Raw genomic sequence first — 25,385 nt, 5'->3', positions numbered from 1 at the left:
GTATATCTGGCGTTCTTTGACTAAAAATTTCAAAAAGGTTCTTATCTCATCATTCATTTTCATTTTAGAGATGTTTGTAATTCAGGACGGAAGTCATGGTAAACGGAGCAGGCACGATTCCTCATAAAATAGAATTTCCCGGCGTATTTTGCCGTTTTTCACCGGAATAACCGTTCTCGTTGTCATGGCAGCTGGCAATGTGTACGTTCGCGCAAAGACTATTGGTGAACACTAACGCTGACCATACGGGATACATGATTAGCGAACTGTTATAGAAAAAAAGGATGTCCACCGTTCTTGATCTTGTAAACGGTGGACATCCCAAGCTGAAGGTGGAAAGCCTGCTTCAGCCTTATTTGATTTTGACTGTCCCTTCACCAAGCATTTTCTCCATTTCGGAGAATAGTGCCGGTGAAGGTTTGATCCGGTAGGCGTCGCTCAGGGCGAGCAGCTTCTGTTGCTGCTCGTAGAAAAGTACGGTCGCTACCGGGCCAGGGTGTTGCTGGAGCAGCTCTTTGAGGCGCGCCAGAAGCTCGGGTTTCTCGGCCTGCGGGGTGAGCTTCACGAACACCCGCTGCTCGGCCCCACGCGGCGCGCGGCCCTGCTCTGCCGCGCCCGCCGCCGCAGGCGTTGCACTGCCCGCGCGTGCGCTGGCTGCGGCTCCCGCGCCCGCCGGTCGCTGCGGCGAAGCCGCCTGCGCCGGGCGCGAAGCGCTGCCGCTGCCGGGCTTGCCGCGGCGGTCGCGGCTGCGCAGCTGCTGTTCCAGTGCCGCCGGTGTCAACGGCGACACCTCCTCGGCCAGCAGCTTAAAGCCCTCGTCCTGCTGCTGCACCTTGGCACGCACGACGAGCAGTTCACCTTTCCCGACATGTTGCTGGCTTCGCCGCCATACCTCGGGAAAGAGAACCACTTCGCAGCGTTCGACCTGGTCTTCCAGCTCCATGAACGCCATGGCCTTGCCCTGTTTCGTCGTAATCGACTTCACGGACACCACCATGCCTGCGGCAACGGCCATCGTATCGTCAGCCGCTTCCGTCAATTCCATGATCCGGTCGGCCCCGCTCGACGCGAGCACATCTTCGTAATCATCCAGTGGATGACCAGACAGATACAGACCAAGCAGTTCACGTTCCAGTTCCAGCTGTTGACTTGCCGAGAACGGCGGAATTTCCGGATATTCAATCTCCCAGTTTGGTGTCTCCACAAAGTCAAACAGCTGAATCTGCAAGTCCTCACGCTCTTTACGCCATTTCAGAGCCGCTTCAACAGTCTCGTCTAACATTGCGAGCAATTGAGCACGGTGTCCTGGCAGACTGTCAAATGCTCCAGCCTGAATCAGTGACTCAATAACACGTTTGTTGCACACTCTCAGGTCAACACGGCGACAAAAATCGAGTAAACTGTCGAACGGTTTTTCCTGTCTTACTGCCATAATGCTTTCCATCGCTTGAGTACCGACATTTTTCACTGCAGCCAGCCCAAAACGAATGGCTCCAGAAGACCATATCGTTACTGTTCCGCTGTCCTCATCGCTTAATTCAGATACCTTCTCCTGAATCTGTCCATTCGCCTGATCGGGATTCCGGTTGTGCGTCATATCCTCAGACTGAGCATGCTCGGCGCCCTGCATCCTATCATGAACCCGTTCCGATCCAAGCACAGTATCCGATACAGCTATTCTCACCAGACCCGGGTCTAACTGATGACCGGATGCTTCCGAATCTGACTTGGCGGATACAGCCTGCCAACCATCGCCGTATCCACTTCTCCCCATTTCCGTTATATGTTCGATATGCTCCGGCATAGGGCCGGGGTCATCCGGTAAAGGTGCCTCTCCGTACTCCCGTTGCTCTCCATAATTATCATAAGAAACATCATCACGGTCTTCGGAAGCTTCACGTCTTTCGGGTTGTCCACCTGTACCTGCAAGCTCACTATGGTTATCCTGTTTCGTACCAACCGATTGCCCTGATTCACCCATCTCCTTCACAGCAGACGAAGCAAAAACAGGCGTAAACAAAATACCACTTTCATTCACATCCGGCGGCAGCACATGAATCTGCATATGACGGCATTCCACTACATACTCTGCGACCTTACGATGGCTCCCCATAACGGCGGTTAACATAGAAGCCATGAAATGCACGGGATAGTGCGCCTTCAAGTAAGCCGTTTGGAACGCAAGCACACCGTACGCTGCTGCGTGAGCGCGTGGAAAGCCGTAGTTAGCGAATTTGACAATCATATCGTATACGAGGTCTGCTTCTGCTTCGCTATATCCCTGTTTCAGGCTACCTTGAACAAAGTGGCCTCGTTCCAGATCGAGCACTTCCCATTTTTTCTTGGAAACGGCTCGGCGCAACAAATCCGCTTCTCCCAAGGAAAAACCGGCCATGCGCGAAGCAATCTGCATGATCTGTTCCTGGTATACAATGATGCCGTACGTATCTTTCAAAATCGGCTCCAAATCACTATGGGGATAATCTACTTCAATCTGCCCGTGCTTGCCCTGAATATATTTTGAAATAAACTCCATCGGACCCGGACGATACAAGGCCAGTACGGAGATAATATCTTCAAACACACTTGGCTTTAATTCTTTTAATACCCGGCGCATACCTGCGGATTCCAGTTGGAATACGCCCATCGTATCCCCTCTGCCTAACATCTCGTAGGTAAGGGAATCATCATCGGAAATTCGTGTGAAATCTGGAACTTCCGCATGATCCCCAATCCAGCGCAGACAGCGTTCTATAATAGAAAGGGTACGTAGGCCGAGAAAGTCCATTTTAAGCAGACCTATCGATTCCAGATTTTCCATGGAATACTGTGTCAAGGCCGTGCCTTCGCTTCCTTCCTGTAATGGAACGGCATCCGTCAGCGGATCCCGTGAAATGACGACACCCGCAGCATGCGTGGAAGCATGACGCGGCATGCCTTCCACCTTCATTGCCATATCGAGCAGCTCACGTGTCTTGGGTTTCGTCTCATACAATGCCTTCAGCTCCGGCGCAGCTTCCATTGCCCGTTCAATGTTGATGCCTAACTGCGCAGGAATCAGTTTCGCAGCCTTGTCCACTTCGCCATATGGCACATTCAGCGCCCGTCCAACGTCACGGACGGCAGCTCGGGCTGCCATGGTTCCGAATGTAATAATTTGGGCAACATGAGCTTTGCCGTATTTCTGTGCCACATAATCAATGACCTCGTCACGACGTTCATCACTGAAATCGATATCAATATCGGGCATGGATATCCGCTCAGGATTCAGAAAGCGCTCGAAGAGCAGGTTATATTTCATCGGATCGACATCCGTAATACGAAGTGTATAGGCCACCAGGCTTCCTGCCGACGACCCCCGACCCGGTCCGGTGACAATTCCCTGCTTATGCGCATAAGCGATGAAATCCCACACGATCAGGAAATAATCCGAGAATCCCATGCTGTCAATAACGCGCAACTCATAGTCCAGCCGTTGCTCCAGCTCTGTACGAAGCGCCGTATCGTTCCACCGATCGGAATCTGCATACCTGACATTCATACCCTCTTCACATAACTGACGCAGATATGCAGATGGACTCACCCCTTCAGGCAACGGACGGTATTCCGGTAAAATGGATTTTCCAAATTCCAACTTCAATTCGCAAGAATCGGCGATACGGACTGTATTAGCGATAGCCTCCGGCACATGGGGGAACAGACGAGCCATTTGCTCGCCGCTCTTCAAATACAATTGGTTCGATCCGATCCGCAACCGAGTCTCATCCTCTACCGTTTTACCTGTCCCGATACAGATCAGGACATCCTGCAGTTCTGCATCCTCTTCGGATAGATAGTGAGCATCATTCGTTGCTACAAGCTGAATTTCCAATTCAGCAGCGAGCTTGATCAGCTGCGGATTGACTCTTTTTTGCTCAGCCAGTCCGTGATCCTGTAACTCCAGATAAAAGTCGGAGCCAAAGATGTTCTGGTAACGTATCGCGGCACGGCGCGCCTCTTCTTCACGTCCATGCAACAGATGCTGGGGAACTTCGCCGCCGAGACAAGCGCTGAGACAGATAATTCCCTCATGATGTGCCGCCAAACTCTCCATGTCGATACGCGGTTTATAATGGAAGCCTTCGAGATGTCCAATGGAACACAGCTTCATCAAGTTCCGATAACCGGTCATGTTTTTCGCCAGCAAAATCAAATGATATATCGGTTGATCCTTCCGGCTTCCCCGTTCTTTGCGAGAACCTGCCGTCATGTATGCTTCGCAACCTATAATTGGTTTAATTCCCCGTTCGACGCAGGCTTTATAAAATGGGATAGCCCCATACATGACGCCATGATCGGTCAGCGCAAGCGTCGTCATCCCCAGATCTGCGGCTTTATCCACGAGATCCGGAATACGCGCAGCGCCGTCCAGCAAACTATATTCACTGTGAACATGCAAATGCACAAAAGAACTCATGTCTTTTTACTTCCTTTCCCCGCTTACAGTGGCAGCTCCCATCATTGATGCTGTGTGCCGCCGTAGTGTACTTTATAATGCGCAAAATCCGAATCATCGAAATCCGCGTAATGATGCACCTATATGAATGTTCCCGAAAAAATTGAATTCCCTATCTAAATAAAAGAGTTTATTATTCTATTTTATCATAACGTCAGGGGGCTCGCCCATACAATAGAAGTACAAGCTGCTTCCCCTGTTGCACAGACTCATAACAGGCGGAAGGCTGCTGGTCTGAAAGGGGTGTTGTGGGTGAGCACTTTTTTATCCAAAGCCATTCTTGACTTCTTTATTGCATTCGGAATCGTGCTGGGCGGCGCGATGATTGGAGGTATAGGTGCTGTCATTTCCCTTCAGCCTCCCACACAAACGATGCTCGATATTTCTGGCAAAATCAAAATCTGGGCACTCGCTGCCGCTGTGGGCGGTACGATCGATCCGATGCGAGTCATTGAGAGCAATTTTCTCGATGGCAACCTGTCACCAGCAGTAAAACAAATCCTATACCTGATCTCAGCCTTTATGGGTGCACATATGGGGACCGAACTGGTGAAATGGGTGTGCGGCGGAGGCCGGGGTTAGATGACCCGTGATGACCCTGTATGAGACTCCCCCCCTTCTCCCGCTACCGCCCGTTGATGCGTATGACTGCCGTATTTGTGCTCGGAATGATCGCTGGATGTGTTGTATATAACGGTGTATTTCATCTCAGTTACAACAAACTGTGGCTAAATAATCAGGAGTTGCAACTTCAACTACACCAGAACGAGGAGGATATAAAAACGCTGAAAAAATACAGTAAGCGCCAAACGGTGATCAAAGAGATCAAAGTTCGCGCCGAAGAATCGGACAAAGGCCCGGATGAGGCCTCACTAAAACTGATGTTACAGAAACTCGGGGATGAGCTTGAAGTATTGCGTGGAAGAGATGTATTTAACATCGACGAATATAGCAAAATGACACGCATCATGCTTAATCAGAAAATTTATAAAGTCAGAGAAAAAGAATATTCCGTTCAGGTCAAAACGATGCTTGTCATGGAAGGCGTTTTACAAGTCTGGGTACAGATCCGCATGCACGTTCCGGCATAATCTCCGAAAAATGCAAAAAACTGCCCAAGTCTGCATAGTCACATGCTACAATAAGGGCAGTCTATGTTTTTCAAAAAAGGAGTTGCTTCTGCGTGTTGATCGAAGTATTCAAGTATATTCTAATCGCCCTCTTCGCCATCGCTATGATCTGTTCTGCACTGAACAGCATTCGTTCACGCCGGACGACTGACCAACATGTTGCCGGTTTGTACCGCTCCTGGACGAATATCTGGATGGGCTGCATGCTTATCATTCTCGCACTGATCTTGATGTTTGTTTTTACCGGTTCTACGCTATCTGTCATTGTGGAAGCGCTTTTCCTCATCATGGGAGCTTACAATGTGTTTGCTGGTATCCGTAATCGCAGTTACTACGCCAGACGTAAACAGCATTCCAGTAATACGCCGGCTTAGGCTTAAACATTACACATTCCGAAGCGTTTCGGTACAAGTCAGGTTTGGACAAACATATCGGCAAAAAAAGAGAGCACTCCCGAACAATCTTGAGGCGAATCGTGTAGGCCGTATGCACTTTGCTGCATTGCTGTGATCTGTACATACTGATCCGTACATATCAAAGTGCAATGCCGCATAGCAGACAATGGCTCATTCTTTCCCCTGACCGGGCTATCGCTCTCTTTTTATGTGCCTGAATATGTTTACAGACAATCGTTTGAGTAGGTTTTATTCATTTATTCTAAGCATGATCTATGGACTGCAACGTCATGACGGCCTTGCACACTACATTGCCCTCACGGGTAATGACAATATCCATTTTGCATGTTCTGCGGCTCGTTTCCAGAATCATGGGACGCACCATAATCTGATCCTCAATCTGAACCGGACGGACAAAATACGTCGTTACGTTATCGACCACATGGTCGTTGCCTGTGACGTCCCACGCGGCTCTTCGAGCAGCCTGTGTCATCACATTCAGTAGTACGCCTTCCGAGATCGTACCTAAATCCGTAGCCATCTGAGGAATAATGAAGCCGTGGAACAACAGTTCATTTTGCTCCCCACGTTCCTCCGCGAATCCGTTCCAGATCAGATGATCGAAGGTCTCGCCAAGCTGGGGCTGCTTCTGAGCATCACGCATAGCTTGCAATACTTCCTTGCGTGTAACCGAAGCAATAAGCTTGCGGTTTCGATCAACGATAGGCAGGAAATCAATACCTTCCCAGGTCATAATCTGCGCAGCAGAAGCAAGGGAGGTCTGTAACGATGCTGTAATCGGACGGCGAACGACGCACTTTTCAATGCTTTGATCTGCTTGTAGTTCACTCACATCCTTCAGACTCACAATGCCGATGACCCGGTTCCATTCATCCACAACCGGAAAACGGTGCTCTCCTGTCTCCGACACCAGCGTATGAAAATCTGCAGCCGAACTCGTCACTTTGAGCACTTGCAGACGAGGTTTCTGGCCGATAATATCTTCCACCAGCATGATTTTTTTCTTGATCAGCCGATCAAAGATCGCACGGTTAATCATCGAGGCCACCGTAAAGGTGTCATGTCTGGAGGAAATAATCGGCAGTCCCAGTTCATCTGCCATAATTCTTACATCCCTGCTCGTACCGAAACCGCCCGTAATCAATACGCCAGCACCCTGCTCCAGTGCCAAGGAATGTGCATCTTCCCTGTTCCCGACAATAAGCAGACTGCCAGCATCAATGTAACGTGCCATCGCCTGCTCCTTCATCGCCCCAATCACATACTTATGCAAAGGTTTGGCTAGTCCTTCATTGCCGCCCAGCACATGTCCCTCCACAATCGTGACAACATCGGCAAATGTGAGTTGCTCTGACATGCCCCGAGGTCTTTTTTCGATCCGCACCGTTCCGATTCTCTCTTTCGTCACGACCAGTCCGAAGTTCTCCGCCTCTTTTACGGCACGATAAGCGGTTCCCTCACTTACCCCCAGTTCACGTGCAAGTCCGCGTACCGAGATTTTGCTACCCACCTTCAATTGTTCGATATGCTGTAGAAGCTGTTCATGCTTCGTGACGTTTTCTTCTTGTCCGTCCATCTGTACCACCCCCGAGGTTGCATCTGTACTATACTGTATCTATTATAACACGACCTTAGGGAAATAACCCCATCTGACATAGAGTCGTGACCTACAAAAAAACTTCTCAATGTTATCCTACATGGTCTGATCCTATATACTTTGCTTGAACACACAAATAAGACCGAAACCCCACACACTTCAGGATTCCGGTCTATCTAAAACTCATTTATACGGATTCGCTACGCTCCTGCTTGTCCAGCAGTTTCATCTCCCACTGCCTTAACTTCGCCCGGCGTACAGCCTCCAGCGCACGTTTCTTCTCCTCATCTACGCCAAGAATGAAATGCAGGTGTGCGCCTACAATTAATAGGGAGAACAGCACCCACACGATACCGAAAATATTAACCCAGTCCATTCCGCCAGCAAAGGAAATGCGCGGAAGCGCGATAACCAGCATCGACAGTGCAATCAGCAGATAAATGACATGTTTTGTTTTTTTCAACCTCTTCACTATTCACAGCTCCTTCGTTCCATATATAGCTAGTCTATGAACGGTTCAGAGGGAATATGAGAGGATCAGAGAAAAAAACAGACAAGTTTATGCTCATTGAGCTTATAGATTAAGCTTCTGCTCCGCCGTACAGATGAGCGAGGCTGTCTGCAATAATTTTGTTTACATCCTCGATAATTACACTAAGGCGACGCTCTGCATCGAACAGGCGGCGGATGTTCAGGTTCAGACTCAATACTTCAAAGAGTTTCTCCATCTTTTCCATCTCGTCCGGTGCCGGCATATCTCCACTCATCATGCGTTGTTGCAATTCCATCTGTTGGTTACGGAAGTTGTCCAGCATCGCTTTGGCTTCTGGATCAGCTTCAATCAATTTCATTGCAGAGGTAATCTCCTCTACCTCGTTACTTTCTCTTAGTGCTTTTGCCAGATCATTGGCTTTGTCATAAATATTCATTATAATTCCTCCTCTAAAAATGGTTGTTCATCCGCGTAAGAACACGCATTCTATGCTCTCAAATCAAGGTTCTGGATCAGGCCGCCCAAAAACGCCCCAAATCAAACACATTTAATTCCGGCTGGGTCAATCACCAAGGGGTATATGTCCTCATATGATGAAGCACATGCCATGTTCAGATGCCGTTCAACTTCAAGATCAGACATCAAGCTGCCGCCCGGAAGGAGATCCGTGATGTCCACTAAAAAAGTAACGATACAGGTTACCGGCTCGGGCATCCTGCAGGACGACGTCATCATGCTGGGCGAAGGGGTTCTCAAAGCACTCAAGATTCCTTCGGGAAGACCTCTTCAACTGCAATTCGGTTCGTACCGCCGTGAAGTTACAGTTATTCCGGTTCCACGGTATGACGGATTAAGACTCAATCAGACGGTAGCCAGCAAAACCGGTCTAGTGCCCCGTTCAGTCCTGAGGGTATCTTACCGCGCTGCCAGCCATACGCTTCGCCTGGGACCCTACATCAGCGTTATGGTCAGCCAGGATTACCCCGATCAACCCGATCGGCCCTTTGGCTCGATTACGATGTTCTGCCAGGAATTAGTGCATGCCTGCCGAAAGCAGGGCGCCTATGTATCCTTTTTCACACCGGAGGACATCGGGGCAGTAACTGGCTACATGAAAGGCTGGGTATATGATGACGGCTGGAAAAAGACCGTTCTGCCTGTGGCAGACGTGGTCAATAACCGGCTGACGTCCCGCAAACTCGAGAACAAACCTAGCGTACAGCATTTTATGAAAGAAGTAAAATCGCTATACGGTACACACACGTTTAACGAAAAGTTTCTGGACAAAAACGAGGTGTTTGATGCACTCAAGTCGATCCCTACACTCAAACGGGTGCTGCCCGAGTCTCATTTACTCAAAACATCAGCGACCCTCAAGGCGATGTGCCAACGTTATCCGGTCATTTTTCTGAAGCCGGTTCGTGGTTCGCTAGGCAAAGGCATTATCCGGGTTTCCCGTCAGCCAGAAGGAGGATATTTAACTCTGGCGACAAGTGTCGGAGGTACCCGCAAACAATCCTATGCTTCCCTGGATAAACTCTATGCCAGTATGTCCGGAAAGATGAAAACAACGCGTTATCAGATTCAGCAAGGGTTGACCCTGATTGACAACAGCGGCAGGCCCGTTGATTTCCGCGCGCTCGTGCAGAAAAACAAGACCGGAAAGTGGAGCGTAACCTCTATCGTGGCCCGTATTGCAGGAGGCAGTCATTACGTCTCCAATCTGGCGAGAGGTGGAAGCCTCAGCACCGTCAAAGAAGCCGTAGCCAAAACGCAGCTGTCCAGTTCTGCCAAAACCTCGGCCTATGCAGGGCTGCATACAGCGGCACTCGATATCGCCAAAGGAATTGAGAGTGCGATCCCTGCCCATTTTGGTGAGCTCGGTATCGACCTCGCGCTAGACACTAGTGGACGCGTTTGGTTGCTTGAGGTGAATTCAAAACCATCCAAAAACGATAATACACCGCTGAGCGAGAGCAAAATTCGCCCGTCGGTCAAAGCCATGCTTGAATACTCCACATATCTGGCCGGATTCTGAAGTTTGATCTCATGAAGGAGGTGCAGCAACATGTTTACATCGTCGAAAAACAACACCATGGCTATACTCGTCCGTGAAGCTGAAGGCTCACCTCCTTTTGCAGATGAACGCTTCTGCCGCAGGCTTTGTGTGGAAAGTCCCAGGTACGGGTTACGAATTATCGTCATTCCGATTCCGACCCACTATACCGAAGGCATTCTCCAGAAAGCATACACTTATCATCACAAGGAATGGAAAGCTATTCGTATACCTATGATCGATCTCGTAATGAACCGATGCCTGAATCCACTATCCAGAAATACCAGGCAGCAGCTGGAACACTATCTACCTCATACCTCCAGTCTTCGCCAGCGCTCTTGGTCAAGTGCACTTCCTGGAAAATGGGACGTTCATCGTGCTTTATCCAAGTCCCCCCCCCTTCGGGGTCTACTTGCTCCAACCACTCGGGTAAGATCAACTATTCCCTGGGAAATATGGCTTGCCCGCTGGCCCAAAGGTTTATTTTTCAAACCTGCTTCAGGAACTCATGGCAAAAACACCTTCCGCTTATCCACAGGAGAATTGCCATTTCCCTGGATTGTGGAGGGTCGTAATAGAGGCAACGAGCACTATGTCAAGTCATTTTATCAAGCAACGGATGTATCTTCCTGGCTGGAATCACATCAGGCTGTACAAAACATGATTGTGCAGCCTTATCTGGAGCTTAGCCATCACGGAAGAGCATTTGATATAAGGGCACTGGTACAAAAAAACGGGCAAGGACGCTGGACGCTGACGGGATGTATGATTCGTGAAGGAGCAGCAGGCTCTCTGACCTCGAATCTTCACGGCGGGGGTAACGCTTATCCTGCTGATGCATACCTTACAGAGCGATATGGCAAAGACAAAGCTTCATCGCTGCTGCAACAGATCAAACATGCTGCCGCTCTCATTCCTTCGACGCTGGAGAGCCGTTTCGGCCGACTTGCGGAACTTGGTCTTGATTTTGGAGCCGATGTAGACGGCAGGCTGTGGTTGATTGAAGTGAATTCAAAACCAGGCCGCACCTCATTTGCGAAATCAGATGACAAATACATGCATGCCCTGACGTATAAACAACCACTTGCTTATGCCCGTTATCTGCTACAACAACATGTTCTCGCGGACGTCTCACGTCCAATGAAAATGCCGAATTCATCCAGCAAAGCTGGCCTGAAACACATCCCGATTCCAGGCAGCAAGGGGCCTGTAATGCCTGCATGCCATGGAGCACAAGGATCTTTTTCAGGATAGGAGGATAAATCATGAGTTTGACCTTTTGTAATCTGCATTTCACCCAAAAACCCGAAAAAGTGGTGTACGTATCTAATGCTTTAATGAAAAGCCTTAATCTTTCCGGCAAAAAAACGATACATCTGCGTTTCGGACGTGATCGCGTGCCAGCCACCATCAAACCGATTCGCAAAGCGGGGAAACATCTGTATCTGGCATCAGGTATCCGCAACTTAATGAACGTTCCCAAACGTGGCAGCATTTATCTACGCAACCTCCAGAATGATGAAGTTCAACTGGGACCTCTCATTGGAGTGCTGTCCGACGGTTCTTCTTCAAGCTCCATTCCGTTTGGCTCACGTACCGGTTTCATCAAGCAGTTGCTCCGTGAAGGAAGCCGTAAATCATATATTTATGCCTTCACTCCGCGAGATATCAACTGGCAGAACGAGACCGTTTCCGGGTACTTCCTCAATGAGAGCGGAAACTTCTTCCGCAGGACGGTGCCCCTGCCCGATGTGGTTTACAACCGCTTGCCGAGCCGCCGCTCCGACTTCTCGCCAGCGATCAATCAGCTGCGGGAACGATTTATCCGCCGCAAAATTCCTTTTTTCAACTGGAGCTTCTTCAATAAGTCGGATATTTACAAATTGCTGGAGAATGAACCCACCGCAGGACGTTACATCCCGGAATCCATCACCAACCCCACGGTTGACCAGATGAGAGAAATGCTTGAACGGCATCAGTTCGTTTATTATAAGCCCACTGCTGGCAGCCTCGGCAACGGGATCTATCGCTTAACCTATTCACCCAAACGTGGATATTTTGCACGTTATCGCAAAAAAGGCGGCAACGCCCTGCTGCGCTTTGGTTCATTTAATAGCCTGATGCGGATGCTTCAAGGCAGACATGGCAAGCAGTTACGCGGCTATGTCGTTCAACAGGGAATACGACTGATTGAGATCGACGAATGTCCTATTGATTTTCGTTTCCACATGCATAAGAACGGCAACAATCAGTGGGTTGTTGTTGGCATCGGTGCCAAAAAGGCAGGACGCGGAAGTGTCACAACTCATATCAAAAATGGCGGCTCTCTAATGACCCCTGAACAGGCGCTCAGCCGTAATTTCGGGGAACGTGCGGGCGAGGTTCTGCAGCAGGCGAAATCCGTCGCTATTACACTGGCCCAGGCGATTGAATCCCAGCACCAGCATCTGATTGGTGAGATTGGCTTTGATCTGGGCATTGATCAGGAGGAACATGTATGGATGTTCGAAGCGAACGCCAAACCCGGGCGCTCCATCTTCCGTCACCCTTCACTCCGGGTGGAGGGCAAATCGTCGGTGGAACACATTTTGGAGCACTGCCTGTATTTGAGCAAATTCCGGAAGAAGGACAGCATTTGATGAGCCTTCACGATGATTTCAAACCTGTGATCGCTGTACTCACCATGCATGATCAACAGCGGATGTTCAGAGGGAATCATCAAAATTTTCAGGATATTTTGCAAACAGGCGAAAGCATGGGATATGTCGTTTATATCGTTACAGTCCGCGATCTTAATATGACAGGACCTACTGTGAAAGGCTACACGTACAACAAAGGGAGCGGCAAATGGATCTCAAAGCCGTTCCCTCTCCCTCATGTGCTCTATAACCGTATTCCTAACCGGGAAGATGAACGCAAACCCTCGGTTCAACGTAAAATTGAAGAATGTCTGCAGTCCGGTATTGAACTGTATAACCCGTTTTTTTTCAATAAATGGAATCTATTCGAATGGCTCAAAAAATCCAAGTCCACGCAACAACTGATTCCTCATACCCGGCGGATGCGTAGCGCATCTTCACTGGGTACGGTGCTTCGTACCTATCCTTATTTGTACCTGAAACCGGAGAGCGGCAAAGCTGGCAAAGGCATCATGATGCTCAAATTTCAAGAAAAAGAAAAGCTTCCATACCGACTTAAAATACAGAATACTCGAAAAAGTATGACGTACAAAGCGGCCACGTTATCCAAGTTGTGGGCCCGAATTCGCAAAGAAACCGGACATACGCCTTATATCATGCAACAAGGCATCGAACTCGCTTCTTCCCACAAACGCCCTTTTGACCTTCGCGTGCTTGTGCAGAAAAACGGCAAAGGGCAATGGAGCGTGACCGGCATCGGTGCACGACTGGCAGGCTCACGCAGCATTACAACCCACGTGCCTCGCGGCGGAAGTGTAGAAGACCCGGAGAAACTGCTCACCGAGTTATTCGGGGAAGAAATGACTACAGCACTGATGAAACGCGTGAAGTCTACCTCCTTAATGATTGCCAGACAGGTCGAGCGCGGTTCGGGACATACACTTGGTGAAATGTCGATGGATCTTGGCGTGGATGATCTAGGTGAGATCTGGTTTTTTGAAGCCAATGCCAAACCAATGAAATTTGACGAACCACAGATCAGGCGGCGTTCACTGGAACGCATTTTCCAGTACAGCGCCTATCTTGCCCGTCAGTCTGTACGATGAAGGGCAAGAATACTGCATACAAAGAAGGTGATTGTTTGTGTCCTCACCTGTTCTGGGCATTATGACATTGTATCTGAATGAACACCGCGCTCTGGAAGAACGAAGCATCTACCGCCGAATGATTCTGGAGGGGCGCAAACGGGGACTTGATATCTATGTATTCACACCTGCTGATGTCCATTCCGGCGGCAGGCAGATCGAAGCGATGGTGTATGACGAAAAGAATGGCTGGTCCAGGGAATGGCGCGCATTCCCGGATCTGATTTTTGATCGGTGTCGCATTCAGCGAAACCATCGTTTCCAGCAGCTCCTTGCCTTTCGTGAAAAATACGGACATCTGCTCTTTCTGAACCGACCTTTACGCAATAAATGGACCATTCATCAAACCCTGTCCGAGCAATCCGCCTTCCGGCAGCATTTGCCGGAAACGATTTTATTTCAGGACATGTCCGATGTAAACCGAATGCTCAAGGTGTCCCCGCTGATCTATCTGAAACCGATCAACGGCACAGGCGGACGGGGCATTTTGCGCGTAGAACGTAGCAGCAAGGAACCCAGTACAGTACTCGTTCAAGGCCGCGATCAGAAGCGCCGCATTATTACACCGCGCAAGGTTCATCTATCCAGGCTCGGCCCCCTGCTCCAGCACTGGAACATGAAAGATAAATATCTGGTGCAAAAAGGGATTCAGCTCCAGCTTCCTAACGGCAGGGTACATGACTACCGTATGCTGGTTCAGAAAAATGGAGAAGGCGAATGGGAACTCACAGGATGCGCAGGACGAATGGGCGCTGAGAAAAGTGTAACCTCGAACCTTCATGGAGGCGGGCAGGCCATAGCCATGCAGCGTTTGATGAAACAATGGATTCCCGAAGAAGAACTGCGAGAAGAAGTGACAGCAACGGCAGCAAAATTTGGCATTGATGTAGCTTCGTTCCTGGAGGATACGTATGGCGATCTATGTGAGCTTGCACTGGATTTGGCTATAGACAAAAGTGGGCAGATCTACCTGCTTGAGGTCAACCCCAAACCTGCCCGTGAAGTCTTTGCCCGAATCGGTGAACGAAGCATTTATTATAAAGCGATCACACAGCCGCTGGAATATGCCTTGTGGGTGTACCGCAACCGTCCTGCCAAAACGGTTAGAAAACCTCCATCTCCCAGGCCGGTTACTTCTAAAGCAACGAGGGTGAAGCGGGGCCGTAGGGTGAAATAAACCAGATCGTTGATCCACGGCGCAGCCTCCAAGCTGGTTAAATTAAAAAGGATTGAAGGTTCATGAATACAGTGAGCCTTCAATCCTATTTCGTTTCTGCTTCATCCACTCTAGCTATAAGCATGAAGCTTATCATTTTATAAATTTCAGCATATGCGAACAGGTTCTAACTACTTCCAGTCCACCTGATGTTCGTCGATCACAATCCGGGCTTCCTGACCGCGGTACTCGTAATCTAGCGTGAACCTCATTAGTTCCGGCTCCAGTGCACATCCTGTAACTTTCACAGCTTCTTCTGATTCGTCAGCCGGTAGTCCTATGGCCACAACGCCCACTTTGCCAGAAAATTCAGCTTTGCCTTGAATAACAGCCGTTTCCGATTTCGAGCCGTAGATTTCAGATACCCAGCCCACTTGTTCTGTCAACTCAAACGTTTCACTGCCATCCCCCGCCATCAAAAATTTAATGCACAGCTTCGTGGAGGAATCGTCAAATCGAATGCCTACTCGCTGTTTCGCTTGATCTTCCTTGCGTAATACAAGCAGTGCATCCGGATGCAAATGGAACCGTTGCTCCAACGAGTGTGTCTTTTCAGCATCCAGCCAGTCCACCACCAGAAGCAGAGGTACGCTTTTGCCTGCAAGCACCCACCGACGATGGCTAACCGGATCGGGAAGATGTGTATATCCATCTTGTGAAGCATCCATAAAGTGATAGCTGCCTTGACTCTCATAGCGATGTGTTGTCGCTTCTGCCTCAGGCTCACCCCATTGCTGAGTAGATACATAAGGTGTCTGATCTGTCCCGTCTATGGTAATCGTATTATGTGCCCGCGTGCTTTTGAAATAATGCCGCCACTGCCCTTCCTCGTACGTATAACGTCCAGTATCCGTAAAGAACAGTCGGTTATTCCACATCCATTCGATGTTCAAAGCATCCGCATGCCCGTGAGCACCACCCATCGAGGCTGCATCAAAGAACAGATACTGACGATCATCCCTCATTACATAATATCCGGTCTGTGGAAAGGTACGGCTCGTCAATGAACGGGAAGCAACAGCCTGCAATTTGACGCATTGCTCATATTTTGCCACACCCACCAGCCATAGGCATTCTGAACTGTCGGTTCCGCGAGCCATGAGATCCTCGTCTCCCAAAATGGCACCTAACAGTGTCAACCGTTGTCGTCCATCACTAAGCCAGTCCGAATCTCCAATGCCCGTCGATTGATGATCCGGTCTGATCATCGCTTCGGTGAACGCGGCCATATTCCGTAAACATTCCCCATACCACGCCGAAAACGGATGTCCCGAAATACCTGCCAGCAGATACGGTGTACCAAACATCTCAATACTCGCGTTATGATAGTGGGTGTTCAATTCGACCTGGATTCCCTCTTCATTCAACTGATGCAGCAGACACAGCTCCAGCCGTTCGGTAGCCACTTGACGCCAGAATGGACTGCGTGGATGCTCCTTGTAAAAAGCCGCAATCATAAACAAACCCTGCATATGCATAATGGCATGATTAATTTCCGTACTGCCGAGATAATGCGTCAGGAATTCCGCATGCTCCTCCAGCCCTTGCAGAAATTCGGCCCGAAAGACATCGTCCAATTGCGGACTGGATTCCATATATTTGTACGCTGCAATCCAGGATTGCACACGCAGACCTGTTTCAAGCAAACGCCAAGGACCTGGTTTCTGAAAAAAAACTGCTTCATCATATGCCAGATGAACTGGCACCGGATTCTGTTCTCTCCATGTACGATAGTGATCGATAAAGGTAGTCACATATAACGGGTTGCCTTTCATCAGATAAGCTTTACCCAAATCAAGCATATGCCAGTGCCTGTTAATGCCCCACGTGAACTCCAGATCATTGGTCGGATTGTGAAGCCAGTCCACCGGCGTACCCAGTGGAATCCAGTTGGTTAGATCGTTCGTATATGGCACAATAAATTCGTTCAGAATAGCACGGTTGGCAATCGTCACTGAATTGCGGGCTTCCTCTGGAAAATGCTCCTGGTAATATAGCGCTGCCTGCTGCAGTTCGTCTGCTGAAAGGTAAAAATCACTCATTGGTCTGCCTCAAGAAAATCCTGACGGAATGGCGTAAACACATCCAGTATAATCGCATCTTCCAGCGCTTTTACCCCGTGCGGCACATTCAAGCCTGCATAGAAACTGTCTCCCGCTTTGAGAACTTTGGTCTCTTCGCCTACTTGAACCTCAAAGCTACCCTTTACAATATAACTGACTTGCTCGTGCGCATCATGGGAGTGAACTTCGCCGATCCCACCTTTGGCAAAGGTAACTTCGACCATCATGAGTGTTCCACCCATCCCCAAAATTTTGCGCGAACTTGTTTCGTTAATGATATGTGGTTTTACGGAATTCTGGTCAATAATCATTGGATATTCCCCTCTCCAAGGCAAGATAATTTTGAAAATTTCAGTAAAGTGAAGCGACCGAAGTATGAATACAACGGCCGCCATGTTTAGATTTTACTCTTCTTTGGACAGTTTACCTTGAAGCTTGGATGAATCAAACGATGGATCTGCCGCAATTTTAGTCAGGCCTGCCGCTTTGCTTTTCTCAAGTGCTGCATTATACCGTGTGTTCAGATCCTTGATCACGCCATCCAAATCACCACCAGTGAATACGTAAGCGGAGAAAGCTTCAGCCCATTTCATGCCTTCCAGCGAGCTCTCTGTAATCACACTTGGATTGGCAGGGAAGATCGCGTCATACTTCTTAGGTAAGAAACCTTCGATACCTGGAATGCTAGGTTTTTTATCCGAGCTGAGTACAGCAGGAATCAGAGAGATACCGTAACCTTTTTCATAATATTCACTTTGCAGATCCGTGCTGTATACGTACTCCATGAACTTCCAAGCTGCTTCTTTGTTTTTCGAGTCAGCATTGATGCCGATATAGGAACCACCAATAACTTGCGAAGCCCCTTTAATCGTACCATCATCTGTTGGCACAGGAGCAGCACCCCAATTTTCTTTGGTCGGGAATTGATCTTTGTAGACACCTGGCTCACCGGAGTGATTGATGTACATCCCGATTTTGCCTTGTGCAAATTGTGCTCTCAGTGGGTCAATATCCAAGCTTTCCACACCCGGAAGCATGCTGCCATCTTGATTCATCTGACGAAGAGCCTCGGCAATGGACTTGTACATGTTGAAGTCAAACTGACCTGTCTTGTAGTTAAAGCCGTCGATACCTTCGTTCGTACTTGCACCGGCAATGGTGTTCGCCGCTCTCCAGAAACCGCTACCACTTTTGAATGGGCTGGCGAAGCCATAGATGCCTTCACTTTTACCTGCTTCGGTAATTTTCTTTGCGTCTGCTACCATCTCAGCAATGGTTTTAGGCGGAGAAGCAATGCCTGCTTTTTGGAAAATATCTTTATTGTACACCAGTCTCCAGATCTGGCCTGTATTCGGAAGGGTATATACTTTTCCATCCATCGTATTTTTATTTTCGATCAGGCTGTCCTTGAACGTTGCCTTCATGGTATCACTCATATATCCGTCGATTGGAGCAAGATACCCCTTTTGATAATACGTTTGGAAATCGTCGATTTGAAACACATCAGGAGCTTGTTTACTCGCAAATGCGATATCAACGGCCTGCGGATAATTATCACCCATGACGGTCATTTCCACTTCAATGTTGTCTTTGTTGGTCTGGTTGAATTGCTCGATCTTGGATTTCATAAAATCCGCATCGTGTCGATCCGGAGTCCAATAGACCACTTTCGTTTTGCCACTACTCTGTTCTCCGCCGCCAGCTGCAGTCTCGCTGCCCTTTGTCGTTCCACTGTCTGTCGAACAACCCGCTACCGTTAATGCAAGCACAGCACTTAGTGTAGTCATCATCCACTTTTTAACCATTGAAATGCCCCCTTATGCTTGTCTGGACAACCTGTTTGGTTCCCCGTTAACGTAATGATAAACGTTCCACTTATGTCGAAGTGAGGGACATTCTGACTATGCAAGGTGGGAAAAATGACGATCTCTGTCTTACCCATTCTCATACATCTGCCGAAAATGTGTAGGGGTCATGCCACAATACTTTTTGAAAAGGCCACTGAAATACGGTCTGTCCTCATACCCCAGCATCTGGCATATTTCCTGTACCTGTACCCCCGCAACCAGCAGTTCCTTCGCCTTTTCCATTCTTAACTTCGTAATATATTGAATAAGCGTCAACCCCGTTTCCTTCTTGAACGCATTCGCAAAATAACTTGGACTTAAGTGAACCGACTGGGCACAAGTCTGCAATGTGAGATTTTCGGACAGATTCATGCTAATAAACTCTTGGGATTTACTGATCGCCTGTTTGACATCCGTAAGCCTTTTCTTATCCATGATCTCGCATCCCATACTGCTGAAATGCTTGATGTAGGCTCCCCAGCCCTCAAACGTCAACGACCGCATCGCTTCAAGCACGGTCAAGTCTGCTTCCAGACGAAGCCGTTCTTCTTCTGTGATCTCATCACAGAACGCCCGATAGATCGCAAATGCGAGTCCTGACAACAGACGAATCATCGTCAGTGGTTCGGGAAAACCTTTGGCGTTCTGCCAGACTTCCAAAATATCATCGATAATTCGGTGACAAGAACTTTCATTGCCACATTTCAATGCGTAAAATAACTCCTTTTCCTTTTCCAAAGGATAGACGGGAGCAACCACATCCTGATTCTCCAGTTCTGCATACTGGAAGATGCAGTTTCCTTCACTGTAAAAACGATAAGATATCGCCTTGTCCGCATTGGCATAAGATATCCAGATTTCTTGTGGTCTGCGAGCGATGGTTCCGACTCCAATGGATATAGTCTTTTTGCTATATTGCTCCACATTGTGGCGGCATTGCTCCATAAGATCGGATAAATTAATCTGTTCGGATGTATTAAATATAGCGGCCAGGCGGTAACGATTTTCACGCAGTACAACACTTCTCGTATACCGATTCAATGTCTCGCTGACGATATTCTGAACCGCAAACGGAACGATCTCTGCATCCAGATGCATTGTCGATCCATAGCGTGTATAGCCATCAACTTCAATGACCATAACGTTGAGGTTGGAGGAATACAGCTCAATATCAAGCTCGTCCCACCGGCTTTCATTCAGAAATCCGCCAATCTCATGCCGAAGCAGACCTAGAAGATAACTGTGACGTTCGTACTCACTGCTGCTAACCGCTTTCTGTTTCAGCTTTTGAAGTTGCTGCGACTTCGCTTGTTCACTCTCAATAACCTGTCTCACTTTTAGCACCGCACCCAAAATCTCCTCAGGCGTAAATGGTTTGAGCAGATAATCGAAGGCTCCGAGCTTGATCGCTTCCTGGGCGTATTGAAAATCGGAGTATCCGCTAATAAAAATAAACTTGGAGCGCAGTCCAGCATCCATTGCCCGCTTCATGAGTTCGAGTCCGCTGAGCCGAGGCATTTTGATATCCGTAATGACAATGTCCGGCTGCTGTTCAATCAGAAGCGACCAGCCTTGCTCTCCATTGTTCGCTGTGCCGACAATCCGCACCTCATGATCCTCCCACGGAATGGTGGAAACGATGCCCTTGACCACAGCCTGAATATCATCCATAACACACATCGTCAGTTGCTCCATACGTACGCTCCCTCCTAGCTAATCGGAATGGTAATGACTACCGTAGTCCCCACGTTTATTTCACTACGGAACACAAGCGAAGCTTGCTCACCGTACTGTAGATTTAATCGATCAACCAGATTGGATATAGCATAGCCTTTCCGGTTCCCCTCTATTGTTTCTTCCGCATTCATTTTCGCTACATCCATGCCGCATCCATTGTCCGTGACCTCCAAACGGAGTGTATCTTCAAGACGATGAATCCGGATCAGAATGCGTCCTAAATCTTCCTTATCATTAAAACCATGCAGGATCGAATTTTCCACCAGAGGCTGAAGCAAAATTTTTAGAATTTCGATTCCTTTGCAGGATTCCTCTGCCTCAATCCGGTATTCGAACAAGTCTTCGTAACATTGCTGCTGTAACTGCATATACTGCTCGACGTGTTTGATCTCTTGCTCTACGGTGGTCATGTCTTTTCCATCATTCAAGCCGAGTCTGAACAGTAGGGAGAGAGAGACAATCATTGAGCTGACATCCTTCTTCTCCCCACTCTCGCTTTTCCAAAACATCGTATTTAACGTATTGTACAGAAAATGAGGATCAACCTGAGCTTGAAGCGCCTTCACTTCCAGCCGCCGCTTGTCCTGTTCCGTGGCTCGCACCTCTTCAAACAAAACCTGAATCTGATCCAACATTCGATTGAAGCGATGCCCTACGGCACTAACCTCATCGTCATATTTGCTGCGAAAGCGTACGTCCAAGTCGTTGTACTCCACCTCGACCATGAGCCGCCGCAATTTGTTCAGCGGTTTCAGCAGCGCAGAGGATAACAGGTCGGACAACGCGAGCGCCAGCAGGATGCAGAACAGCATAATCAGGATGACCAGCCAGCGAATCTTCTTCAGTGGAGATAATAAATCGGCCTTGGACTGAACACTGACCATAACCCAGTCCTCATTCATCGACAGAGCCGAGTAATTCACCAACATATCTTGTCCCTGTCCGTTGGTATACGTGAAATCACCTGACCCGCGATCTAATCGTTGTGCAAATCTAGGCTCTGTTACCAGGTCAAAAGTGCCTGCTCCCGGACGAATGACCTCACTTCCATTTTTATGAAGTAAAAACAGTTGCACCTGACTGTTCATCAGATCCTGATTTAAAATATCTCGCATGGCTGCTTCCCTCATGTTAACGACCATGTATACCTCCGAGAAGGTATGGTTATCGATCACAATCGGTTTAAGCAACAGTGACAGCACATTACCCCGGGATTGGAATAATTCGCTGGGATGTGAACCAAACCACATCGTATTCCAGCCGGGCCGTTTGACAACTTCTCCATATTCCTTGTCAAACGCAGTGCTTTGATTCGGGAAGTCTTTTGTCGAGAAAAAATTGCCGATCGGTGTCTTCAAATATGCGGTATCAATCAGCGGCTCTACCAGCTTCAACTGGGCAAACGTTGTCTGAAGCAGAGAGAGATTCTGATAATAACGTCCATCATTGTGATTACGCACATCCTTCATCACCTGTGTGAATGTGTCACTCAGCATGAACGAATAAGATGAAACGACGATATGACGCAGATGCTCGTCCATGACCTGTACGGACTTGTTCAGAATGCTCTTCTTTAATTCAAGCGCGTTCCGCTCTATACTTTTGGCAGCGAAGAGATAAGAGAAAATGCCAGTCACACTGATACACAAAACAACGAGAAAAATGTAGATGAGCTGTATCCGTTTTTTCAGAGACATTTTGTAGAAAGTTGACTTCATAGGCGGTCGCTCCTTGAACAAGGGCTGGCCCTGTCCGCTGTAATTAAAAAGAGTATAGCACAGCGGAATCTGCACGGAATACCGTTCCCCGAAATCTCTTCCTCAGCTTTACCGCCCTAACCTTTGACAGCCCCCAGCGTAACTTGCATGAATGATTTATTCGCAAAAATGTATACAACCAGCAGTGGCAAAATCGACAGACAAGCTCCAGCCATCATTAATTGCACCTCAGCTGCAGCCCCGATGCCGTAGCGAAGGTTCGCCAGACCAACCGGCAAGGTTTGCAACTTGGGATTGCTCATCGTGAATACGAACGGAAGAATATATTCATTCCATGAGTTCTGGAAAACACCCAGTCCCGCAACAGCCAGACCCGGACGCAAGAGTGGTAGAATAATCCGCCAGTAGGTGGTAAAGAAGTTACAGCCATCAATCATCGCAGCCTCGTCCAATTCACGGGGGATACTCTTAAAGAACCCAACGAGAATAAAATAGGTTGCCGCATGGGCACTGATTAATATGATGATGACACCCCACAGCGAATTGTTCAGACCCAGCTTGACCATGAGATCAAACTGTGGTCTAAGTACCACAGCACCGATCGAAATAAACAGTGTGGATGCCATGAGCAGCGTATACGCTTTTTTGCCTTTAAAATTCACCCGATCCACCGCATAAGCAGCCATGGACGATACCAGCAGTGTTCCTACCGTTGTGGCAATACTTACAAAAATACTGTTAATCGTAAATCCGGAAAAATTTGCTGTCTTCCAAGCCTGGCTGTAGTTCGTGAACTGCCATATCTTCGGCCAGATTGTTGCTCCTCCGGTAAGTTCCTGGTTGGTTTTGAACGATCCTAGTAACACGAGGATGATCGGGAACAGGGACAAGATCGCAATGATCAGCAAAAATATAAAGAGGATGGTTCGCTTCGTCCAGCGAGTCCAGCGGAATGAACTTGAATTCGAAGATGCAGGTGCAAGCACGGTTTGAGTCATCATCGTTCCCTCCTAATCATGATTAGTAGACATCATTAAGCTTTTTGGAAATCTGGAAGTAAATGAGCGTCACTGCCCCTACAATAAGAGCTGTTGTGAATCCAACTGCACTTCCGTAACCAAGCTGTTGCAAAGATTGTGTGTCCGCCGAAACAGGGAACAACAGTTTGAACAGGTACAGATACATAACCTCTGTTTTGCCATAAGGCCCACCCTCGGTTAAGACCATAATGCTTTCGTACCCCTTAAGTGCTGTCGTGATCGCTAGCATAATGATCATCTGCATTACTGGTCCGAGTAGCGGAATCGTTACATTGCGTAATTTCTGGAATTCGCTTGCTCCATCCAGTGATGCCGCCTCATACAGCTCCTCCGGAATGCTTTGCAGACCCGCAATGAACAACAACATATAGTTTCCGACAGCACCCCAGATCGCAATAATGATCGTTGTCAGCATCGCATGATTCGCATCCAGCCAACCAATTGGCGAGGATATGATGTGATACTTCATCAGCAGCTGATTCAAAATGCCGTTATATGAATTGAAAATGATGAAAAAAACAATCGCCATGACAGATGCACTAAAAATGGTTGGAAGATAGAAAACCGCTCTGAACAAAGAGCGGCCACGCCACTTGCGATTCAGGATAATCGCCAGAATCAGAGATAGTGGAATGGTGATGACGAGTTTACCAAGTGCATATATCCCCGTATTTTTGACCGAATCCCAAAACTGTCCATCACGAATAATCCGTGCAAAGTTATCAAGTCCGATGAAGATTGGCTTCCCGATGCCCTGATAATCATAGAACATGTAGCGCAGAGCCCATAACAACGGATAGATTCCGAATACCAGTGTGAGAAAGAGACTTGGAATGATGAAGATGTAGGCGTTCAGTTTGGATGGTTTCATCAGAATCAGACCCCCTATAGCTTTTGAATGAAAGTATAGAGGGATTTACATCATATGCGGGATAGGGAAATCAACTTTCTACAGGGGAGAATGTGACTGCGTGCGAAGACGCAAAAAACCTGCATAGGCGCAAAAAGGCCCATACAGGTATGTGATAAAAAGCTGTAAATCGTTGATAAAGCTGTTGCCATGATCATGCAGTGTTAAAACACTTATTCTGCTTCTTCATATAGACGGAGCAAATCAGTGAAATCTGAGATCAGTGCATCGGAACCGGCAAGTTCTTCATCCCTGCCGAATCCGGCATAAGCACAGCCGATAACGGTCTGGTTATTCATTTTGCCCGCTTCGACGTCCGAAGAACGATCACCTACCATCCAGGCATCCTGAATCCGGTGTTTCTGCAACAAAATCTGTACCAAGTTAATTTTGGAAGGTGTCTTGTACTGACCTGCACTATATACCCCTTCAAATAGCGGCATGATCTCGTGTGCGAACGCAACCCCCTTGACATAATCCTCAAGCCCATTGCTGGCAACAAACAGACGAATACCTTGGGCTTTCAGTGCTGTCAATGTTTCTTTGACACCGGGATACAGTTTGGAGTCGCCTCCATCGAGTCCTTCGATCTCAAGTTGCAACAATAATTCATCGGCACGACGATGAGCCGCTTCGGATGCTTCAGGCATAACAACTTTCCAGATATCTTCAAGCAACATGCCCAGACTTCCAAGCATCCGCTCTTCCGGCGGAGTTTCTCCTTCAAAGTGCCCCTCTGCACGCAACGTATCAAATAACTGATGATACGCAGGCAGAAGCAAGGTCTCTGTCTGAAACAACGTGCCATCCATATCAAAAATCATCGCTTCCGGTTTACGTAAACCCGCTTTATTCGTCATATGCAAAATTCCTTTCGGCGTGA

20 protein-coding genes are annotated in these 25,385 nt (G+C 48.2%); 8 read left to right on the top strand and 12 right to left on the bottom strand.

The window, feature by feature from the left end:
* Positions 1-352 precede the first annotated feature (352 nt).
* Positions 353-4,456: a DNA polymerase III subunit alpha gene (locus tag M3629_RS02260; protein ID WP_251502730.1), complete on the bottom strand. Its 4,104-nt coding sequence runs from the start codon at positions 4,454-4,456 to the stop codon at positions 353-355.
* Positions 4,457-4,747: 291 nt separating this feature from the next.
* Between M3629_RS02260 and M3629_RS02255 the strand changes: the two genes are divergently transcribed.
* From M3629_RS02255 to M3629_RS02245, 3 genes are all read left to right on the top strand, one after another.
* A complete protein-coding gene (locus tag M3629_RS02255) occupies positions 4,748-5,077 on the top strand; it encodes a YtrH family sporulation protein (RefSeq protein WP_090920214.1) in 330 nt (109 codons plus the stop codon).
* Between the two features lie 20 nt (positions 5,078-5,097).
* On the top strand, positions 5,098-5,586 hold the full coding sequence (locus M3629_RS02250) for a hypothetical protein (RefSeq protein ID WP_123067379.1): 489 nt from the start codon (positions 5,098-5,100) through the stop codon (positions 5,584-5,586).
* A 92-nt stretch (positions 5,587-5,678) separates the two neighbouring features.
* The gene (locus M3629_RS02245) at positions 5,679-5,999 is read left to right on the top strand and encodes a YtpI family protein (protein WP_251502729.1); all 321 of its coding nucleotides are present in this window, start codon (positions 5,679-5,681) and stop codon (positions 5,997-5,999) included.
* Between the two features lie 283 nt (positions 6,000-6,282).
* On the opposite strand, the gene M3629_RS02240 is transcribed toward M3629_RS02245, so the two are convergent.
* The 3 genes from M3629_RS02240 to M3629_RS02230 all read right to left on the bottom strand — a co-directional run bounded on the left by M3629_RS02240 (position 6,283) and on the right by M3629_RS02230 (position 8,567).
* Positions 6,283-7,617 carry a DRTGG domain-containing protein gene (locus M3629_RS02240; protein WP_251502728.1) on the bottom strand — a complete coding sequence of 445 codons (1,335 nt, stop codon included), beginning with the start codon at positions 7,615-7,617 and terminating at the stop codon, positions 6,283-6,285.
* 208 nt (positions 7,618-7,825) lie between these two features.
* Positions 7,826-8,110, bottom strand: a complete 285-nt coding sequence (locus M3629_RS02235) for a hypothetical protein (RefSeq protein ID WP_090920203.1) — start codon at positions 8,108-8,110, stop codon at positions 7,826-7,828.
* Positions 8,111-8,219: 109 nt separating this feature from the next.
* Positions 8,220-8,567 carry a YlbF family regulator gene (locus M3629_RS02230; protein WP_123067376.1) on the bottom strand — a complete coding sequence of 116 codons (348 nt, stop codon included), beginning with the start codon at positions 8,565-8,567 and terminating at the stop codon, positions 8,220-8,222.
* A 234-nt stretch (positions 8,568-8,801) separates the two neighbouring features.
* Here M3629_RS02230 and M3629_RS02225 point away from each other — a divergent pair, with 234 nt between their 5' ends.
* From M3629_RS02225 to M3629_RS02205, 5 genes are read left to right on the top strand one after another with little or no spacing between them, the layout of a single operon-like run.
* Positions 8,802-10,169 carry a YheC/YheD family protein gene (locus tag M3629_RS02225; protein ID WP_251502727.1) on the top strand — a complete coding sequence of 456 codons (1,368 nt, stop codon included), beginning with the start codon at positions 8,802-8,804 and terminating at the stop codon, positions 10,167-10,169.
* A 30-nt stretch (positions 10,170-10,199) separates the two neighbouring features.
* Entirely contained in the window at positions 10,200-11,441 is a 1,242-nt protein-coding gene (locus tag M3629_RS02220; RefSeq protein WP_251502726.1) for a YheC/YheD family protein, read from the top strand.
* An 11-nt stretch (positions 11,442-11,452) separates the two neighbouring features.
* Positions 11,453-12,826, top strand: a complete 1,374-nt coding sequence (locus tag M3629_RS02215) for a YheC/YheD family protein (RefSeq protein ID WP_251502725.1) — start codon at positions 11,453-11,455, stop codon at positions 12,824-12,826.
* On the top strand, positions 12,826-13,932 hold the full coding sequence (locus M3629_RS02210) for a YheC/YheD family protein (RefSeq protein ID WP_251502724.1): 1,107 nt from the start codon (positions 12,826-12,828) through the stop codon (positions 13,930-13,932). The genes M3629_RS02215 and M3629_RS02210 overlap by 1 nt, the downstream gene beginning before the upstream one ends.
* Before the next feature lie 37 nt (positions 13,933-13,969).
* Positions 13,970-15,148, top strand: coding sequence for a YheC/YheD family protein (locus M3629_RS02205; protein WP_251502723.1), 1,179 nt, complete (start codon positions 13,970-13,972; stop codon positions 15,146-15,148).
* A gap of 170 nt (positions 15,149-15,318) precedes the next feature.
* Here the strand turns inward: M3629_RS02205 and M3629_RS02200 are convergent, their stop codons facing one another.
* From M3629_RS02200 to M3629_RS02165, 8 genes are all read right to left on the bottom strand, one after another.
* Entirely contained in the window at positions 15,319-17,229 is a 1,911-nt protein-coding gene (locus tag M3629_RS02200; protein WP_251502722.1) for an alginate lyase family protein, read from the bottom strand.
* Positions 17,226-17,561, bottom strand: coding sequence for a cupin domain-containing protein (locus M3629_RS02195; RefSeq protein WP_123067371.1), 336 nt, complete (start codon positions 17,559-17,561; stop codon positions 17,226-17,228). The genes M3629_RS02200 and M3629_RS02195 overlap by 4 nt, the downstream gene beginning before the upstream one ends.
* Positions 17,562-17,654: 93 nt before the next feature.
* On the bottom strand, positions 17,655-19,055 hold the full coding sequence (locus tag M3629_RS02190; protein ID WP_251502721.1) for an ABC transporter substrate-binding protein: 1,401 nt from the start codon (positions 19,053-19,055) through the stop codon (positions 17,655-17,657).
* 129 nt (positions 19,056-19,184) lie between these two features.
* Positions 19,185-20,792, bottom strand: coding sequence for a helix-turn-helix domain-containing protein (locus tag M3629_RS02185; protein WP_251502720.1), 1,608 nt, complete (start codon positions 20,790-20,792; stop codon positions 19,185-19,187).
* A gap of 14 nt (positions 20,793-20,806) precedes the next feature.
* Positions 20,807-22,552, bottom strand: a complete 1,746-nt coding sequence (locus M3629_RS02180) for a sensor histidine kinase (protein WP_251502719.1) — start codon at positions 22,550-22,552, stop codon at positions 20,807-20,809.
* A 116-nt stretch (positions 22,553-22,668) separates the two neighbouring features.
* Entirely contained in the window at positions 22,669-23,550 is an 882-nt protein-coding gene (locus M3629_RS02175; protein WP_090920169.1) for a carbohydrate ABC transporter permease, read from the bottom strand.
* 22 nt (positions 23,551-23,572) lie between these two features.
* Positions 23,573-24,463 (bottom strand): carbohydrate ABC transporter permease, encoded by an 891-nt coding sequence (locus M3629_RS02170; RefSeq protein ID WP_221786449.1) that lies wholly within the window; start codon positions 24,461-24,463, stop codon positions 23,573-23,575.
* Between the two features lie 212 nt (positions 24,464-24,675).
* On the bottom strand, positions 24,676-25,362 hold the full coding sequence (locus tag M3629_RS02165) for an HAD family hydrolase (protein ID WP_251502718.1): 687 nt from the start codon (positions 25,360-25,362) through the stop codon (positions 24,676-24,678).
* Between the last annotated feature and the right edge of the window lie 23 nt (positions 25,363-25,385).

Source organism: Paenibacillus polysaccharolyticus, from assembly GCF_023714295.1.
Lineage (GTDB): Bacteria > Bacillota > Bacilli > Paenibacillales > Paenibacillaceae > Paenibacillus > Paenibacillus polysaccharolyticus_A.
This window is presented reverse-complemented; position numbering and strand designations above follow the sequence as displayed.